The following is a 17,613-nucleotide window of genomic DNA, read 5'->3' as shown; positions in this document are numbered from 1 at the left end:
ATCGCTACATACGCGCCAGATTTCCCGAACAGTCCGGCCGATCAGTCCGAGAGCGGAGACCGCACCTTTATGTCCCGTCAATTCATCTACCATATGCGCGGCCTGTCGAAGACCTATCCGGGCGGCAAGCAGGTTCTCAAGGACATCCACCTGTCGTTCTATCCGGACGCCAAGATCGGCGTGCTCGGCGTCAACGGCGCGGGCAAGTCCACGCTGCTCAAGATCATGGCCGGCTTCGACAAGGAGTGGACCGGCGAGGCCTGGGTCGCGGAGGGCGCGCGCGTCGGCTACCTGCCGCAGGAGCCGAAGCTCAACGAGGAGCTGAACGTCCGCGACAACGTCATGCTCGGCGTCGCGCCCCAGAAGGCGATCCTCGATCGCTACAACGAACTCGCCATGAACTACTCGGACGAGACCGCCGACGAGATGACGGCGCTGCAGGACGAGATCGAGGCCAAGGGCCTCTGGGATCTCGATTCCAAGGTCGACCAGGCCATGGACGCGCTGCGCTGCCCGCCCGACGACTGGGAGGTCTCCAAGCTTTCGGGCGGCGAGCGCCGCCGCGTCGCGCTTTGCAAGCTCCTGCTGGAGCAGCCCGAGCTGCTGTTGCTCGACGAGCCGACCAACCATCTCGACGCCGAGACCACCGCCTGGCTAGAAGGCCACCTGCGGACCTATCCGGGCGCGATCCTGATCGTCACCCACGATCGCTACTTCCTCGACAACGTCACCAGCTGGATCCTGGAGCTCGATCGCGGCCAGGGTATTCCCTATGAGGGCAATTACTCGGCCTGGTCGGTGCAGAAGCAGAAGCGCCTCGCCCAGGAAGGCCGCGAGGACGTTTCGCGCCAGAAGACGCTGGAGCGCGAGGCGGAGTGGATGGCCGCCTCGCCGAAGGCCCGCCAGGCGAAGAGCAAGGCGCGTATCCAGCGCTATGACGAGCTGGTGCAGAAGGCCAGCAACAAGGGCCCCGACACCGCGCAAATCATCATCCCGATCGCCGAGCGGCTGGGCAACAACGTCGTCGATTTCGAAGACCTGTCGAAGGGCTTCCAGGACAAGCTGCTGATCGACGGGTTGTCCTTCAAGCTGCCGCCGGGCGGCATCGTCGGCGTGATCGGCCCCAACGGCGCCGGCAAGACGACTCTGTTCCGCATGATCACGGGCGTCGACAAGCCCGATGCCGGCACGATCAAGATCGGCGAGAGCGTCAAGCTCGGCTATGTCGATCAGAGCCGCGACTCGCTCGATGACAAGAAGAACGTCTGGGAGGAGATCTCGGGCGGCAACGACATCATCTATCTCGGCAAGAAAGAGATCAATTCGCGGGCCTATTGCTCGGCCTTCAACTTCAAGGGCGGCGACCAGCAGAAGAAGGTCGGCTCGCTCTCGGGTGGTGAGCGCAACCGCGTCCACCTCGCCAAGATGCTGAAGTCCGGCGCCAACGTCCTCCTCCTCGACGAGCCGACCAACGACCTCGACGTCGACACGCTGCGGGCCCTGGAAGAGGCGCTCGAGGATTACGCCGGCTGCGCCGTGATCATCAGCCACGATCGCTGGTTCCTCGACCGCATCGCGACCCACATCCTCGCCTTCGAGGGCGACAGCCATGTCGAGTGGTTCGAGGGCAACTTCGCCGATTACGAGGAGGACAAGAAGCGCCGCCTCGGCATCGATTCGACCATTCCGAAGCGCATCCAGTACAAGAAATTCTCGCGCTGATAGCCGGTTTGCCATTTGAAAGCCCCGCGACACCGGTCGCGGGGCTTTTCGCTGGACGATCGGACGCAGGGCGCCCGGCGTGCAGAACGGCTAAAATGAAGGCAGGCGGATCAAGGATGCACCGCTTTGCCTCAGTCCTTTTAAGCAGGACTTAAGGTCACAGCTCCTAAGAGGTCGGCCGCGGCCGAAGCATAGTAATGCTTCGGTTGTGACGAAGTATGCCTGTCTTTCGGTGCCCGAATTTATGCGCCGGCAAACGTAATGCGAAGGTAAGTCTATGAATAGTCAGCAAATCCAGGGCATGGTTCAGAGCGTCAAGGACGGGCAGCTTTCGCGCCGTTCCTTCATCAAGAAGCTGGCTGCGGTCGGTATCACCGCGCCGATCGCGAGCCAGATCCTGGCCTGGAACGATGTCGCGATGGCGAACGCCACGCTCGACTACAAGCCGACCAAGGCCGGCGGCGGTGGCCCGGTGAAGATTCTGCTCTGGCAGGCGCCGACGCTGCTCAACCCGCATTTCGCCTCGGGCACCAAGGACCAGATCGCCTCGCGCGTGTTCTACGAGCCGCTCGCCGGCTGGGACAAGGAAGGCAACCTGATCCCGCAGCTCGCGGCCGAGGCTCCCTCCAAGGCGAATGGCGGGCTCTCGGAAGACGGCACGACCGTCACCTGGAAGCTGAAGCAGGGCGTGAAATGGCATGACGGCAAGCCGTTCACCGCCGACGACGTCGTCTTTACCTGGGAATACGCCGCCGATCCGGAGACCGCCGCCTATACCTCCGGCTCCTACGCCAACATCAAGGTCGAGAAGGTTGACGACCACACCGTCAAGGTGATCTTCAAGGAGCCGACGCCGTTCTGGGCCGATGCCTTCGTCGGCGTCGCCGGCATGATCATCCCGAAGCATCTCTTCGCAGAGTACAAGGGCGCCAAGTCGCGCGAGGCTCCGGTCAACCTGAAGCCGGTCGGCACCGGCCCCTACAAGTTCGCCGACTTCAAGCCGGGCGACATTCTCACCACCACCCGCAACGAGGACTACCACGTCAAGAACCAGCCGCATTTCGATAGCTTCGAGATCAAGGGCGGCGGTGACGCGGTCTCGGCGGCGCGCGCCGTGCTGCAGACCGGCGAATACGACTATGCCTGGAACATGCAGGTCGAGGACGAGATCCTCAAGCGCATGGAGACCGGCGGTCGGGGCAAGATCAGCGCGGCGCCTGCGGGCGACATCGAGTTCATCATCCTGAACACGACCGATCCGTGGACCGACGTCGACGGCGAGCGCTCGAGCGTCAAGACCAAGCACCCGACGCTGACGGACCCGGCGGTGCGCCAGGCGTTCAACCTGCTCATCGACCGCGACTCGATCCAGAAGTTCATCTATGGCCGCGGCGGCACCGCGACCGCGAGCTTCGTCAACGAGCCGAAGCGGTTCAAGTCGACCAAGCTCAAATACGAGTTCAACATCGACAAGGCCAACAAGATCCTCGACGACGCCGGCTGGACGAAGGGCTCGAACGGCATTCGCGAGAAGGACGGCAAGAAGCTCAGCTACGTCTTCCAGACCTCGATCAACGCGCCGCGCCAGAAGACCCAGGCCATCATCAAGCAGGCCGCCCAGCGCGCCGGTATCGATCTCGAGCTGAAGGCGGTGACCGCCTCGGTGTTCTTCTCGTCGGATGTCGCCAACACCGACACCTACACCAAGCTCTACACCGATATCCAAATGTACACGACGACGCAGCCGCAGCCGGATCCGGAGCGCCTGCTGAACCAGTTCGTCTCCTGGGAAATCGCCAGCAAGGAGAACAAGTGGCTCGGCCGCAACATCTCGCGCTACTCGGACCCGGCTGCCGACGACCTACAGGGCCGCCCAGAAGGAGCTCGATCCGGCCAAGCGCGCCGCGCTGCTGATCAAGGTCAACGAGATCTTCTGCGAGGCCAACGTCATCCTGCCGCTGCTCTCGCGCACGAAGGTCGTCGCCGCGGCGAACAACCTCTCGCATGATCACAGCGGCTGGGACGTGGACACCTGGAACCTCTCGTCCTGGTATCGCGCCTGAGGCTGAGCGGCCCGCCTCGCGCATGATCGCGAGGCGGATCGTCCACTGAGAAGAGAAAGGCCCGGCGGAGGCGATCCGCCGGGTCTTTTTCATGGGTGATCAGAACCGGGGCGTCATAGCGGGGCAAGGCGGGGCGGCGGCCAGCTACTTCTTGTCCTCGGCCAAGGTGTCCGCGACGATGGCGTTGGCGTGACCATGGCCCAGGCCGTGCTCCGTCTTGAGCATCGCCACCAGCTCCATGTGCCTGGCGGGATAGCGCGCCCTGACGAGAGCTTTCCATTCGGCGATCGGGCGGCCGTATTTCTTCTCGATGGAGGGAAAATACGACGCCGGCCCCTTGATCGGCTGCTCGGCCATCTCGGACCTCCAGTGGGGTGAAAGCGGGATGTCGCCTCGGCGATCAGGCCGCAGACAGCCGCCTGATCGCGCCCTCGCGACCGCCGGCGAGGATGCGCTCGTCGACGTTCCTGACGTCGCGCAGGCCGCAGAGCGCCATCGTCACGTCGAGCTCCTTGCGGATGATGTCGAGCGTCAGCGTCACGCCTTTCTCGCCCATGGCGCCGAGACCGTAGAGGAAGGCGCGGCCGATGAAGGTGCCGTGCGCGCCGAGCGCCAGCGCCTTGATGATGTCCTGGCCCGAGCGGATGCCGCCGTCGAACAGCACCTCGATACGGTTGCCGACCTGATCGACGATCGCCGGCAGCGCCTCGATCGAGGAGAGGGCGCCGTCGAGCTGGCGGCCCCCATGGTTGGAGACGATCAGCGCATCGGCGCCCGACTGCGCCGCGATCTCGGCATCCTCAGGGTCGAGGATGCCCTTGAGGATCAGCTTGCCGCCCCACTGATCCTTGATCCACTTGACGTCGTCCCAGTTCAGCTTCGGGTCGAACTGCGAGGAGGTCCAGGAGGAGAGCGAGGAGACGTCGGCGACGCCGCTGACATGGCCGACGATGTTGCCGAACTGCCGGCGCGGCGTGTCCAGCATCTTCAGGCACCAGCGTGGCTTTGTCGCGAGATTGATCAGGTTGGCGAGTGTCGGTTTCGGCGGTGCGGAGAGGCCGTTGCGGATGTCCTTGTGGCGCTGGCCCAGAATCTGCAGGTCGACCGTCAGCATCAGCGCCGTCACTCCAGCAGCCTTGGCGCGCTGAATCAGACGGGCGATGAACTCGCGATCCTTCATCACGTAAAGCTGGAACCAGAAGGGCTGGCCGACATGGTTGGCGATGTCTTCCATCGAGCAGATGCTCATGGTCGACAGGGTGAAGGGAACGCCGGCCTTGTGGGCTGCACGAGCGGCGAGTATCTCGCCATCGGCATGCTGCATCCCCGTCATTCCGGTCGGGGCGATCGCGACGGGCATCGCAACCCGCTGGCCGACCATCGTCGATTCGAGCGTACGGTCGGTCATGTCGACCGCGATCCGCTGGCGCAATTTGATCTTGGCGAAGTCGGTTTCGTTGGCGCGGTAGGTGCCTTCGGTCCAGGCGCCGGAATCTGCGTAGTCGTAGAACATGCGCGGGACGCGGCGCTTGGCGAGAATACGCAGATCTTCGATGGTCAGGGGCTGGGCCATTGTATCGAGCCTCGTCGCAGGTGTTCAACCGGGCGGGTGACTCGCATGCCGCGTGCCGGCACGCAAGGTCACGCGGCGTCGCGGGCCGCTGCTCTTCAGGATACGCCTCTGTAGCGCCCCGGCTTGTGGTTCATGCCGAGCACCGCATTCAGCACGAGCGTGCCGAGCAGCGAGATTGCCAGCCTGTCGAGCGGCAGGACGAAGCAGGCGCCGGCGAAGATCGCCGCATCGATGGCGAGCTGGACCCAGCCCGCACGCCAGCCGCGCTTCTCCTGCAGATAGAGCGCGAGGATGTTGACGCCGCCGATCGCGGTGCGGTGGCGGGCCAGAACCAGGAGGCCGAGCCCCATCGCGCCGCCGCCGGCAAGTGCCGCATAGACCGGCTGAACCGTGCCGATGTCGAGCCAGAGCGGCGTCGCCTGGACCAGAAGCGAGACCAGGCCGACCGCGACGAAGGTTCGCAGCGTGAAGGCCAGCCCCATGCGCCGGAAGGCGAGCCAGTAGAAAGGCAGGTTGACGGCGAAGAAGAGCAGGCCGAACTCGAGCCCGGTGGCATATTGAAGCAGCAGCGCCAGCCCGGCCGCCCCGCCGGTCATGATCGTCGCCTCGGCGAAAAGCGCGATGCCGACGCTGACCATCAGCGTGCCGAGGAGGATTGCCAGCGCATCCTCGTAGAGCCGGTGCCGTTCCATCGGCGAGGCGAGTGGCGCGGTTGATTGCGACATGCGGGCGGGTCCGATTCAGGAGGCGTTCAGGCGGTGCCTGCGATGCAACCGGCGAGCCAGCCAAGGTTGAGCCCGCCGGATCATTCCTGTAGGGCGGCGCTCGACATCCGTCATCCGCCTTCACCTTTCCTCGTCGAAAGCTGTCCTCCATGATCCTGCGGCTCGCCGCCCCGCTCTTCGCCTGCTGCCTCGCCATTGCGGCCCTGTCCCCGTCGGCGCGAGCCGAGCAGGCGCCGGCCTCGGCCCAGCAGGCGGTCGGCTGGAAGACCGGCCGCGAGGCGACCGAGATCGAGCGCCGCATCGACGCGCTGCTCAAGCGCATGACGCTGGAGGAGAAGGTCGGCCAGCTGCATCTTTCGGGGCGCGGCGAAGGCTTCGACGTCAACCAGGTCAGGGCTGGCCGCATGGGCGGCGTGATGAACTTCGTCGTCCCGGCCGAGGTTCTCGAGGTCCAGAAGGCCGTCCGCGAGAGCCGGCTGAAGATCCCGCTGATCATCGGGCTAGACGCCGTCCATGGCTTCTCGACCTATTTCCCGCTGCCGCTCGGCCAGGCCTCGAGCTGGAATCCGGCGCTGATCGAGCAGGCGGCCTACTGGACCGGGCGCGAGGCGGCGGCGGCCGGCATCAACTGGACCTTTGCGCCGATGGTCGACATCTCGCGCGACCCGCGCTGGGGCCGGGTGCTGGAAGGCGCGGGCGAGGATGCCTTCCTCGGCTCGGTGGTCGCGGCGGCCCGCACGGGCGGCTATCAGCGCGGCGGGGTCGCAGCCTCGGTCAAGCACTTCGTCGGCTATGGCGCGGCCGAAGCCGGCCGCGACTACAACTCGACCTGGATTCCGACGAGCCAGCTCTTCGACCTGTTCCTGCCGCCGTTCAAGGCGTCGTTCGATGCGGGGTCTATGACCGCAATGGCCGCCTTCAATGCGCTGAACGGCGTGCCGACGACTGCGCATCGCGGCATGCTGACGGACCTGTTGCGCGGCAAATGGGGGTTCAAGGGCTTCGTCACCTCCGATTTCGGCTCGATCACGGAGCTGCGCCTGCACGGCATCGCCAAGGACGACGCGGAAGCCGCGCGCAAGGCGCTGCTCGCCGGCATCGACATGGACATGATGGGCGACGTCTACCACAAGCATCTCGCCGGCGAGGTCAAGGCCGGCCACGTGCCGGTGAAGGCGCTCGACGAGGCCGTACGGCGCGTGCTGCGGGTGAAGTTTCATCTCGGCCTGTTCGACAAGCCCGACGTCGACCCCGCCGCTGCGCCCAAGCTGATGCAGACCGAAGAGGCCCGCAAGGTCGCGCTTCAGGCGGCGCAGGAAGGCGCGATCCTGCTCAAGAACGCCAACGAGACTTTGCCGATCCGCGACACGGTGAAGTCGGTCGCCGTGATCGGCGCCATGGCGGTGCCGGAGGACGAGCGCGTCTGGACCGATCCCGCGGGGCTCGGCCGGCGCGTCATCACCCCCTTGCCGGACGCGCTGCGCGAGCGGCTGCCCAAGGATGTCGCCGTCACCTACGAGCCGGCCTTCAAGAAGAATTGCGGCCTTGAATTCGCCGACAAGGAGGCCGCAATCCGCGCGGCGGCGGCGAGCGATCTGGTCGTGGCCATGCTGGGCGAGGATTGCGAGTTCATGGGCGAGGGCGCCTCGCGCACCAGGCTCGACCTGCCGGGCGTGCAGCAGGAATTGCTGGAGGCGCTCGTCGCGACGGGCAAGCCGGTGGTGCTGGTGCTGGCGACGGGGCGCCCCCTCGTGCTCAGCTGGGCCGACGCCCATGTCGCGGCGATCCTGCAGACCTTCCATGGCGGCACCGAGGGGCGCACGGCGATCGCCGACATCCTGACCGGCAAGGTCAATCCGTCGGGCCGGGTGCCGATGAGCTTCCCGCGCTCGGTCGGCCAGATCCCGGTCTATTACGACCACCTCCCGACGGGGCGGCCGCAGAAGATCCGCCAGCGCTACGAGTCGATCTTCATGGACGAGGCCAACGAGCCGCTCTACGCCTTCGGCCACGGTCTTTCCTATACCAGCTTCACCTATACCAATGCGCAGGTCTCCAAGCCGAAAGTGCCGCTTGACGGCGTGGTCGAGGTTTCCGTGGACGTGACCAATGCCGGCTCCCGTGACGGGCAGGAGGTGGTGCAGCTCTATATCCGCCAGCCGGTCGCCAGCCGCTCACGCCCGATGAGGGAACTCAAGGGCTTCGACAAGGTTTCGCTGCGTGCCGGCGAGACTCGCGCCGTGCGCTTCCGGCTGGAGGCGTCGCGGCTTGGCGCACATGATGAAGAGGGCCGCTATATCGTCGATCCCGGCGAAGTCGAGATATATCTCGGGGGGTCTTCACAGTCGTCGGTTTCGGCGAAACTGCTGCTGGTCAAGTCTTGATCATAAGGCTAGGTCGCCTACTCCTCCTTTGGCCTCGACAAGCTAAAAAATTCTGTCAATCCTTCGAAGGCGCGACCGACTGTCGCTTGTAAACAGGCGGTCGCGAAGATGCGTTGACTTCTAAAGGATGCGGCGATGGCGACCGGCACCGTCAAGTGGTTCAATACCGAGAAGGGCTTTGGTTTCATTCAGCCCGCCGACGGCGGCAAGGATGTGTTCGTCCACATCACTGCCGTAAAGGAAGCGGGTCTGATGACGCTGACAGAAGGCCAGCAGATCTCGTTCGAGCTCAAGACCGAGCGCGGCAAGACTGCGGCGGGCTCGCTCCAGGTGATGTGAGCTCGGCTACTTCATAACCGTCGCGGTGTGCCTGCCCCGGCCGCCGCGACAGCGGGCGCGCTCAGGCGCTGCCCGCTGAATGGGATTTGTCGCGCCCAGCGGCCTCTTTGGAGCTGCTGCGGCGGGTCGATCGTTGCTGATGCCGCCGCTCGGCCACATCGGCGGCACGGTGTGCTTTGGGTGTACTTTGGCTGAACCGTGGGCATGGCGTGTTTTCCTGGAAACGCGTCGTCATCCGAAGCGGTCTCTCAGCGTTCTCCGATGGATCGCGGATCAGCGCTGCTCCGCAGCTTGTCCGGGATGACGCCGTGTTTCCGTCGCTATGGCTCTATCGCGCATAGCGCCTGGCATCGGCGAAGTGCTTGGCGCCGGCGACGCAGCTCGCGACGGCCGCCGAGACGGCCAGCATCTGCCAGCTCACCGTCTCGCCGAGCAGGAGCGCCGCCAGGCCGAGTCCGAAGAAGGGCTGCAGCAGCTGCAACTGCCCGACGGCTGCGATGCCGCCCTGGGCCAGCCCGCGATACCAGAAGACGAAGCCGATCAGCATGCTGAACAGCGAGACATAGGCGAGGCCGAGCCAGGCCGGCCGGCTCGTCTCGGCGAAGGAGGCCGGCATCGTCGCCAAGGCGAGGCCGGCTGTGACCGGCAGCGACAGCAGCAGCGCCCAGCAGATCACCTGCCAGCCGCCGAGCCGGCGCGACAGCGCGGCGCCTTCGGCATAGCCGAGCCCGCAGGCGACGATGGCCGCGAGCATCAGCAGGTCGCCGGTCGGGGAGGCCGCGAAGCCTTGCGAGGTGGCAAAGCCCGCGACCAGCGCGCTGCCGATGCAGGAGAAGATCCAGAAGGCCGGCCGTGGCCGCTCGCCGCCGCGCAGGACGCCGAAGCTCGCAGTCGCTAGTGGCAGCAGGCCGACGAAGACGATCGAATGCGCGGTCGTGACATGCTGCAGGGCCAGCGCCGTCAGCAGCGGGAAGCCAATGACGACGCAGAGCGCGACAACCACGAGCGGGAGAATATCGCGCCGTTCCGGGCGCTTCTCGTGGAAAGCGACCAGCAGCGCCAGCGCGACGATGCCGGCGATCGCGGCGCGCGCCAGTGTCAGGAAAAGCGGGTCGAAATCGGCGACCGCCACCCGGGTTGCGGGAAGCGAGCCGGCGAAGATCAGCACGCCGAGGAAGCCGTTGAGCCAGCCGCTCGCCATCGCGTCCACCATTCCGGAACAGATCGTGCCTGCATCGCGCCGCGTCGGCGACTTTGCCAGAGACAGTTCAGGACAGTTGATGCAAACTGTCCTGCTCTCGGAGGCAGTACGGATGTTGCGAGGCGACGGATCTGAACGGCTGGGTGGCACGCGCGTCGATCGCGTCATGGCCGCGATCCGGGCCCGCATCGCTGGGCGCACGCTGGCTTCCGGCGCCAAGCTGCCTTCGATCCGCAGCTTTGCCGAGACGATGGCGGTGTCGAAATCCACCGTGGTGGAAGCCTATGACCGTCTCGCTGCGGAGGGCGTGATCCTGGCGCGACGGGGTTCCGGCTTCTACGTCGCTGGCCATGCGCCGCCGTTCTCGCTGGCCGATCTCGGGCCGAAGCTCGAGCGTGCGGTCGATCCGTTCTGGGTCTCGCGCCAGTCGCTCGATGCCGGCGAGGGCGTGCTCAAGCCGGGTTGCGGCTGGCTGCCGCCGGAATGGCTGCCGCAGGACAGCCTGAGGCGGGCGCTGCGGACGCTCGCGCGTGCGCCGGCGGAGACGCTGGGTGACTACGGCACGCCGCTCGGCCTGCTGCCGCTGCGCCAGGTTCTCGGCCGCCGCCTGGCGGTGCATGGCATCGAGGCGGGGCCGGACCGGATCATGCTGGCGGAGTCCGGCACGCAGGCGCTGGATCTCGTCTGCCGCTTCCTGGTCGAGCCGGGCGACACCGTGCTCGTCGACGATCCCTGCTATTTCAACTTCCACGCCCTGCTCAGGGCGCATCGGGTGCGCATTGTCGGGGTGCCCTACACGCCTCAGGGGCCGGATACGGGCGTGTTCGAGCAGGTACTGGCCGAGCAGCGCCCGCGGCTCTACGTCACGAATTCCGCCCTCCACAACCCGACGGGCGCGACGCTCTCGCCGGTCGTCGCCCATCGCGTGCTGAAGCTCGCAGAACAATACGGGCTGACCATCGTCGAGGACGACATCTTCGCGGATTTCGAGCCGGAGCCGGCGCCACGCCTCGCCGCCTTCGACGGGCTTGAGCGGGTGGTCCAGATCGGCAGCTTCTCGAAATCCCTCTCGGCCTCCGTTCGCTGCGGCTACATCGTGGCGCAGCCGGACTGGATCGAGGCGCTGATCGACCAGAAGATCGCCGCATCCTTCGGGACCGGGCGGCTCGCGGCCGAACTCGTCCTGACCTGTCTCAGGGATGGCAGTTATCGCAAATACATGGACGGTCTGCGCGCTAGGCTCGCAGCCGCCATGGGCGAGACCGCGTCGCGGCTGAAGGCGCTCGGCATCATGCCCTGGATAGAGCCGCGCGCCGGCATGTTCCTGTGGTGCGCCCTGCCGGAGGGGATGGATTCCGCCCCCATCGCCCGGCAATTGCTGGCGGAAGGCATCGTGCTGGCGCCGGGCAACGTCTACAGCCTGTCGCAGAGCGCGAGCCGGTTCCTCCGCTTCAACGTGGCGCAGTCGGGCGACCCTCGGCTGTTCCGGGCTCTGGCGCGCGCCATGGAGGCAGCCCCGTCGCGTGGCGGCGGAGTGGAGAGTGGTCCCTAACGGCGTTTTCGAGCGCGTCGAAGCGGGAGCCGATACGGTCCACCAGCCGAGATAGAGCTTGCGTCGCATCCGTGTCTGACATAAAGATATCTTTATATCTTTTTTCCTGACGAATGGAGTTCGGGCACTTGCGCCAGCCGACCACGCTCTCCTCGGATGTTCTGCTTGCCGGCCTGCGGGCCGCGGGCGAGGAGACGCGGCTGCGCATCCTGGCGCTGCTGTCCGAAGGCGAATTGTCGGTGTCGGACCTGACCGACATCCTCGGTCAGTCCCAGCCGCGCATCTCCCGCCATCTCAAGCTTCTGGCCGAGGCCGGGCTGGTGCGGCGCTCGCGCGAGGGCGCCTGGGCCTTCTTCCGCCTCGACGAGACCGGGCCGGGCGGCGCCTTCGCCGCCTCGCTGGCCGCCTGGCTCGACCGTTCCGACCCGGTGCTCGCAGCCGATCGCGAGCGGCTCGCGGCGGTGCGCGGGGCGCGGGCCGAGGTGGCGCAGAGCTATTTCGCCAGCGTCGCGCGCGATTGGGATCGGCTGCGCTCGCTGCATGTGCCGGACGAGGCGGTGGAAGCGGCCGTGGAAGCCGCCGTCGGCAACGGCACACCGGGCGGCCTGCTCGATCTCGGCACCGGGACCGGGCGGATGCTGGAGCGCATCGCGCCGAAATTCGGTCGCGCCATCGGCGTCGACGCCAACCACGCCATGCTGGCCGTGGCGCGCGCGAATCTGGAGAAGGCGGGGCTTTCCCGCGTCGAGCTGCGCCAGGGCGACATCTACGCGCTGCCCTTCCCGCGCGGCGCCTTCGACGTCGTCATCATCCATCAGGTGCTGCATTTCCTCGACGATCCGGGGCGGGCGGTGCGGGAGGCGGCTGCGATGCTGGCTCCGGGCGGGCGGCTGATCGTGGTCGATTTCGCGCCGCATGAAATGGAATTCCTGCGCACCGAGCATGCCCATCGCCGGCTCGGCTTCTCGCGGGCGCAGATCGCCGGCTGGTTCGCCGAGGTCGGTCTTGCCTGCGACCTGTCCGAGGAAATCACGCTTGCCGGCGGCCGTTCCGGACAGCTTCCGGTCATGCTGTGGCGGGGCGCGGACCGACGCGTCCAGTCCGACCCGCCCGTGCGGCAGACTAATCTAGAGGTAGCCTGATGAACGCGTTTCGCCCCAGCCGGCACGGCTCCTGCCGCCCGAAAGTGTCCTTCGAGTTCTTCCCGCCCAAGACGGAGGAGATGGAGGTCGCGCTCTGGGAGAGCGTGCGCCGGCTCGAGCCGCTCGGCCCCTCCTTCGTTTCGGTGACCTATGGCGCCGGTGGGTCGACGCGCGAGCGCACTCACGCCACCGTCAAGCGCATGGTCGAGGAGACCGGCCTGAAGCCGGCCGCGCATCTGACCTGCGTCTCCGCCTCCTGCGCCGAGGTGGACGAGGTCATCCGCGCCTATTGGGAGGCGGGGGTGCGCCATGTCGTGGCGCTGCGCGGCGATCCTGCGGGCGGTCTCGGCACTGCCTACGAGCCGCATCCGCAGGGCTATCACCAGACCTCTGACCTCGTCGCCGGCCTCAAGCGCATCGGCGATTTCGAGGTCACGGTTTCGGCCTATCCGGAGAAGCATCCGGAGGCCGCCTCGCTCGACGCCGACATCGACGCGCTGAAGAAGAAGGTCGATGCCGGCGCGACCCGCGCGATCACCCAGTTCTTCTTCGATAACGACGTCTATTTCCGCTATCTCGACCGCGTCCGGGCAAAGGGCATCAATATTCCGATCCTGCCGGGTATCGTGCCGGTGCAGAACTTCAGGCAGACCGCGAATTTTGCCCGCAAGACCGGGGCGAGCGTGCCGCAATGGCTGGCAGACCGCTTCGAGGGTCTGGAGGACGATGCCGCGACGCGGCGGCTGGTGGCTGCCGCCGTCTGTGCCGAGCAGGCTCTCGACCTGATCGACCGCGGCGCGACCGATCTGCATTTCTATACGATGAACAAGGCCGATCTGGTCTATGCGATCTGCCATCTGGTCGGGGTCAAGCCTGAAGCAGCGGCGGCGCAGGCGGCTGCGGCGGAGTGAATTCGTCATTGCGAGCGAAAGCGAAGCAATCCAGGAAGACGTAGCGTTCCGCGGCCCTGGATTGCTTCGTCGCTTCGCTCCTCGCAATGACGGCAATGACTGAGCATCAAATTGGTGAAAGCGTGACGATGTCCGATTTCCAGCCCACTCCCGTCGACGGCGCCGAGATCGAGCGTGCGCTGCGCCAGTCCGCCTCCGAGCGCATCCTCGTGCTCGACGGCGCGATGGGCACGCAGATCCAGGACCAGAAGTTCTCGGAGGCCGATTTCCGGGCCGAGCGCTTCAAGGGCTGGAACCACGACCTCAAGGGCAACAACGACCTGCTGGTGCTGACCCAGCCCGAGGCGATCCGCGACATCCATCTGGCCTATTTCCGGGCCGGTGCCGACATCGTCGAGACCAACACCTTCTCCTCGACCCAGATCGCCCAGGCCGATTACGGCATGGAGGCGCTGGCCTATGAGCTGAACGTGGAAGCTTCGCGCGTCGCCCGCGAGGCCGCCGCGATGGCGCAGAAGGAGGACGGCCGCCGCCGCTATGTCGCCGGCGCGATCGGCCCGACCAACCGCACGCTGTCGATCTCGCCCGACGTCAACAATCCGGGCTTCCGGGCGGTGACCTTCGATCAGGTGCGCGAATCCTATGCCGAGCAGGTGAGGGGCCTGATCGACGGCGGCTCCGAGATCATCCTGGTCGAGACGATCTTCGACACGCTGAACGCCAAGGCGGCGATCGTCGCGATCGAGAACGTCTATCGCGAGCGCGGCATCCGCCTGCCGGTGATGATCTCCGGCACGATCACCGACCTCTCGGGCCGCACCCTGTCCGGGCAGACCACGGAAGCGTTCTGGAACGCGATCCGCCATGCCGCGCCGCTGACCATCGGCCTGAACTGCGCGCTCGGTGCGCGCGAGATGCGCGCCCATATCAAGGATCTCTCGCGCGTCGCCGACACGCTGATCTGCGCCTACCCCAATGCCGGCCTGCCGAACGAGTTCGGCCTCTATGACGAGAGCCCCGAGGCGACGGCGGCGATGCTGGCCGAGTTCGCCGATGCCGGGCTCGTCAATGTCGTCGGCGGCTGCTGCGGCACGACGCCCGGGCATATCGCGGCGATCGCGCAGGCGGTGGCCGGCAAGGCGCCGCGGCAGGCTCCCGAGGTGAAGCCCTATCTGCGGCTGGCGGGGCTGGAACCCTTCACGCTCGACGAGACCATTCCCTTCGTGAATGTCGGCGAGCGCACGAACGTCACCGGCTCGGCCAAGTTCCGCAAGCTTATCACCAATGGGGACTATGCCGCCGCGCTCGACGTTGCGCGCGACCAGGTCGCCAACGGCGCGCAGGTCATCGACATCAATATGGATGAGGGCCTGCTCGATTCCGAGAAGGCGATGACCGAGTTCTGCAACCTGATCGCCTCGGAACCGGACATCTCCCGCGTGCCGATCATGGTCGACTCGTCGAAGTTCCATGTCATCGAGGCCGGGCTGAAGACGATCCAGGGCAAGCCGATCGTCAACTCGATCTCGATGAAGGAGGGCGAGGAGGCCTTCCTGGAGCATGCCCGGATCTGCCGGAACTACGGCGCGGCGGTCGTCGTCATGGCCTTCGACGAGAAGGGCCAGGCCGACACCTATGAGCGCAAGATCGAGATCTGCTCGCGGGCCTACAAGCTCCTGACCGAGGAGATCGGCTTCCCGCCCGAGGACATCATCTTCGACCCGAACGTCTTTGCGGTGGCGACCGGCATCGAGGAACACGACAACTACGGCAACGACTTCATCGAGGCGACGAAGACGATCCGCGAGACGCTGCCGCACGCCCATATCTCGGGTGGAGTCTCGAACCTGTCCTTCTCGTTCCGCGGCAACGAGAAGGTCCGCGAAGCCATGCACTCGGTCTTCCTGTACCACGCCATCAAGGTCGGCATGGACATGGGCATCGTCAATGCGGGCCAGCTCGGCTCCTATGACGATCTCGACCCTGAGCTGCGCGAGCTCTGCGAGGACGTCGTCCTCAACCGCCGCAAGGACTCGACCGAGCGCCTGCTCGACGCTGCGCCGCGCTTCAAGGGCGACGGCTCCGTGGCGGTCTCGGGCAAGGACATGGCCTGGCGCGAGCTGCCGGTCGAGAAGCGGTTGGAGCATGCGCTGGTCAACGGCATCACCGCATTCATCGACGCCGACACCGAGGAAGCCCGCCAGAACGCCGCTAAGCCGCTGCATGTCATCGAGGGGCCGCTGATGGCCGGGATGAACGTGGTCGGGGACCTGTTCGGGGCCGGCAAGATGTTCCTGCCGCAGGTGGTGAAATCCGCCCGCGTGATGAAGCAGGCCGTCGCCTATCTGATGCCGTATATGGAGGAGGAGAAGCGCCTGAACGGCGGCTCCGAGCGCTCGGCTGCCGGCAAGGTGCTGATGGCGACGGTCAAGGGTGATGTCCACGACATCGGCAAGAACATCGTCGGCGTCGTGCTCCAGTGCAACAATTACGAGGTCATCGATCTCGGCGTGATGGTGCCGACGCAGAAGATCCTCGACGTCGCCCGCAAGGAGAATGTCGACATCATCGGCCTGTCCGGACTGATCACGCCTTCGCTCGACGAGATGGTGACGGTCGCGACCGAGATGGAGCGCGAGGGCTTCGACATTCCGCTCCTGATCGGCGGGGCGACGACGAGCCGCGTCCACACCGCGGTGAAGATCCACCCGGCCTATGAACGTGGGCAGACGGTGCATGTGAACGACGCCTCGCGCGCCGTCGGCGTGGTCTCCAGCCTGCTCTCCAGCGAGCAGAAGGGGCCCTATGTCGAGGGCGTCAGGGGCGAGTACGCCAAGGTCGCGGCAGCCCATCGCCGCTCCGAGGCCGACAAGCAGCGCCTGTCGATCGAGAAGGCGCGCACCAACGCCTTCAAGCCGGACTGGGCCGGATACAAGCCGCCGAAGCCGAGCTTCCTCGGCACCCGCACCTTCCGCACCTACGACATCGCCGATCTGGTGCCGGTGATCGACTGGACGCCGTTCTTCCAGACCTGGGAGATGAAGGGCCGCTTCCCGCAGATCCTCGAGGACGAGAAGCAGGGCGAGGCGGCGCGCGCGCTCTGGGACGATGCGCAGGCGATGCTGAAGCGCATCGTCGAGGAGCGCTGGTTCAACCCGAAGGCTGTGATCGGCTTCTGGCCGGCGAATGCCGTCGGCGACGACATCCGCCTCTATACCGGCGAGAGCCGGTCCGAGACGCTTGCGACCTTCCACGGCCTGCGCCAGCAGCTCTCCAAGCGCGACGGCAAGCCGAACATGTGCATCTCCGACTTCGTCGCGCCGGAAGGCATCGAGCGGCCCGATTATGTCGGCGCCTTCGTGGTCACGGCCGGGGCGGAGGAGGAGCGCATCTCCGAGAAGTTCGCCCGCGACAACGACGACTACCGCTCGATCATGGTCAAGGCGCTGGCCGACCGTTTCGCCGAGGCGATGGCCGAACGCATGCACCAGCTTGTCCGCAAGGAGTACTGGGGCTACGCGGCGGACGAGGCCTTCTCGAACGACGAGCTGATCCGCGAGGAGTATCAGGGCATCCGCCCTGCGCCGGGCTATCCGGCCCAACCCGACCACACCGAGAAGGAAACGCTGTTCCGCCTGCTGGAGGCCGAGCGCCGCGTCGGCGTGAAGGTCACGGAAAGCTATGCGATGTGGCCGGGCTCGTCGGTCTCGGGAATCTATCTCTCGCATCCGGACGCCTATTACTTCGGCGTCGCCAAGGTCGAGCGCGATCAGGTCGAGGACTATGCCCAGCGCAAGGGCATGAGCATCGAGGAGGTCGAGCGCTGGCTGGCACCGATCCTCAACTACGACACCGCTGCCTATCGGCTGCAGGCGGCGGAGTAACAACCGTCATTGCGAGCGCAAGCGAAGCAATCCAGGGGCGGCAGAGCGCCAAATCCCCCTGGATTGCTTCGTCGCTGCGCTCCTCGCAAATGACGGAGAGGTTCCGTTTCGGCGCCG

At 66.1% G+C, this 17,613-nt stretch carries 11 protein-coding genes and 1 pseudogene; 8 read left to right on the top strand and 4 right to left on the bottom strand.

Features of this window, described 5'->3' with window-relative positions:
- Positions 1–69 precede the first annotated feature (69 nt).
- Positions 70–1,722 (top strand): energy-dependent translational throttle protein EttA, encoded by a 1,653-nt coding sequence (gene ettA, locus ASE63_RS23200; RefSeq protein ID WP_056807284.1) that lies wholly within the window; start codon positions 70–72, stop codon positions 1,720–1,722.
- 277 nt (positions 1,723–1,999) lie between these two features.
- Positions 2,000–3,785: pseudogene (locus tag ASE63_RS23195) on the top strand (peptide ABC transporter substrate-binding protein).
- Between the two features lie 144 nt (positions 3,786–3,929).
- Here ASE63_RS23195 and ASE63_RS23190 read toward each other — a convergent pair.
- From ASE63_RS23190 to ASE63_RS23180, 3 genes are all read right to left on the bottom strand, one after another.
- Positions 3,930–4,142, bottom strand: a complete 213-nt coding sequence (locus ASE63_RS23190; protein ID WP_056807281.1) for a DUF4287 domain-containing protein — start codon at positions 4,140–4,142, stop codon at positions 3,930–3,932.
- Positions 4,143–4,185: 43 nt separating this feature from the next.
- Positions 4,186–5,358, bottom strand: a complete 1,173-nt coding sequence (locus ASE63_RS23185; RefSeq protein WP_056807279.1) for an alpha-hydroxy acid oxidase — start codon at positions 5,356–5,358, stop codon at positions 4,186–4,188.
- Between the two features lie 95 nt (positions 5,359–5,453).
- Positions 5,454–6,083 carry a YitT family protein gene (locus tag ASE63_RS23180; RefSeq protein ID WP_056807276.1) on the bottom strand — a complete coding sequence of 210 codons (630 nt, stop codon included), beginning with the start codon at positions 6,081–6,083 and terminating at the stop codon, positions 5,454–5,456.
- Between the two features lie 149 nt (positions 6,084–6,232).
- On the opposite strand from ASE63_RS23180, the gene ASE63_RS23175 reads away from it, so the two are divergent.
- Entirely contained in the window at positions 6,233–8,467 is a 2,235-nt protein-coding gene (locus tag ASE63_RS23175) for a glycoside hydrolase family 3 N-terminal domain-containing protein (protein WP_056807271.1), read from the top strand.
- Positions 8,468–8,602: 135 nt separating this feature from the next.
- The gene (locus ASE63_RS23170) at positions 8,603–8,806 is read left to right on the top strand and encodes a cold-shock protein (RefSeq protein ID WP_056807268.1); all 204 of its coding nucleotides are present in this window, start codon (positions 8,603–8,605) and stop codon (positions 8,804–8,806) included.
- Between the two features lie 328 nt (positions 8,807–9,134).
- On the opposite strand, the gene ASE63_RS23165 is transcribed toward ASE63_RS23170, so the two are convergent.
- A complete protein-coding gene (locus tag ASE63_RS23165) occupies positions 9,135–10,016 on the bottom strand; it encodes a DMT family transporter (protein WP_056807529.1) in 882 nt (293 codons plus the stop codon).
- A 103-nt stretch (positions 10,017–10,119) separates the two neighbouring features.
- On the opposite strand from ASE63_RS23165, the gene ASE63_RS23160 reads away from it, so the two are divergent.
- From ASE63_RS23160 to metH, 4 genes are all read left to right on the top strand, one after another.
- Positions 10,120–11,559, top strand: coding sequence for a PLP-dependent aminotransferase family protein (locus ASE63_RS23160; RefSeq protein ID WP_056807265.1), 1,440 nt, complete (start codon positions 10,120–10,122; stop codon positions 11,557–11,559).
- A 128-nt stretch (positions 11,560–11,687) separates the two neighbouring features.
- Positions 11,688–12,701, top strand: coding sequence for a metalloregulator ArsR/SmtB family transcription factor (locus ASE63_RS23155; RefSeq protein ID WP_082610228.1), 1,014 nt, complete (start codon positions 11,688–11,690; stop codon positions 12,699–12,701).
- Positions 12,701–13,612 carry a methylenetetrahydrofolate reductase [NAD(P)H] gene (gene metF, locus ASE63_RS23150; protein ID WP_156410560.1) on the top strand — a complete coding sequence of 304 codons (912 nt, stop codon included), beginning with the start codon at positions 12,701–12,703 and terminating at the stop codon, positions 13,610–13,612. The genes ASE63_RS23155 and metF overlap by 1 nt, the downstream gene beginning before the upstream one ends.
- Positions 13,613–13,740: 128 nt before the next feature.
- The gene (metH, locus tag ASE63_RS23145; RefSeq protein WP_056807257.1) at positions 13,741–17,496 is read left to right on the top strand and encodes a methionine synthase; all 3,756 of its coding nucleotides are present in this window, start codon (positions 13,741–13,743) and stop codon (positions 17,494–17,496) included.
- The last annotated feature ends 117 nt before the right edge of the window (positions 17,497–17,613 follow it).

Origin of the sequence: Allobosea sp. Root381, from assembly GCF_001429395.1 — a bacterium.
GTDB lineage: Bacteria > Pseudomonadota > Alphaproteobacteria > Rhizobiales > Beijerinckiaceae > Allobosea.
The sequence above is the reverse complement of the archived record's forward strand: the minus strand, read 5'-3'. Positions and strand labels throughout refer to the sequence as shown.

What these genes read in the sequence shown, in the direction of transcription:
- ettA (WP_056807284.1), top strand. Translation starts at nt 70, where the DNA reads ATGTCCCGTCAATTCATCTACCATATGCGCGGCCTGTCGAAGACCTAT.
- ASE63_RS23190 (WP_056807281.1), bottom strand. Translation starts at nt 4,142, where the DNA reads ATGGCCGAGCAGCCGATCAAGGGGCCGGCGTCGTATTTTCCCTCCATC.
- ASE63_RS23185 (WP_056807279.1), bottom strand. Translation starts at nt 5,358, where the DNA reads ATGGCCCAGCCCCTGACCATCGAAGATCTGCGTATTCTCGCCAAGCGC.
- ASE63_RS23180 (WP_056807276.1), bottom strand. Translation starts at nt 6,083, where the DNA reads ATGTCGCAATCAACCGCGCCACTCGCCTCGCCGATGGAACGGCACCGG.
- ASE63_RS23175 (WP_056807271.1), top strand. Translation starts at nt 6,233, where the DNA reads ATGATCCTGCGGCTCGCCGCCCCGCTCTTCGCCTGCTGCCTCGCCATT.
- ASE63_RS23170 (WP_056807268.1), top strand. Translation starts at nt 8,603, where the DNA reads ATGGCGACCGGCACCGTCAAGTGGTTCAATACCGAGAAGGGCTTTGGT.
- ASE63_RS23160 (WP_056807265.1), top strand. Translation starts at nt 10,120, where the DNA reads ATGTTGCGAGGCGACGGATCTGAACGGCTGGGTGGCACGCGCGTCGAT.
- metF (WP_156410560.1), top strand. Translation starts at nt 12,701, where the DNA reads ATGAACGCGTTTCGCCCCAGCCGGCACGGCTCCTGCCGCCCGAAAGTG.
- metH (WP_056807257.1), top strand. Translation starts at nt 13,741, where the DNA reads ATGTCCGATTTCCAGCCCACTCCCGTCGACGGCGCCGAGATCGAGCGT.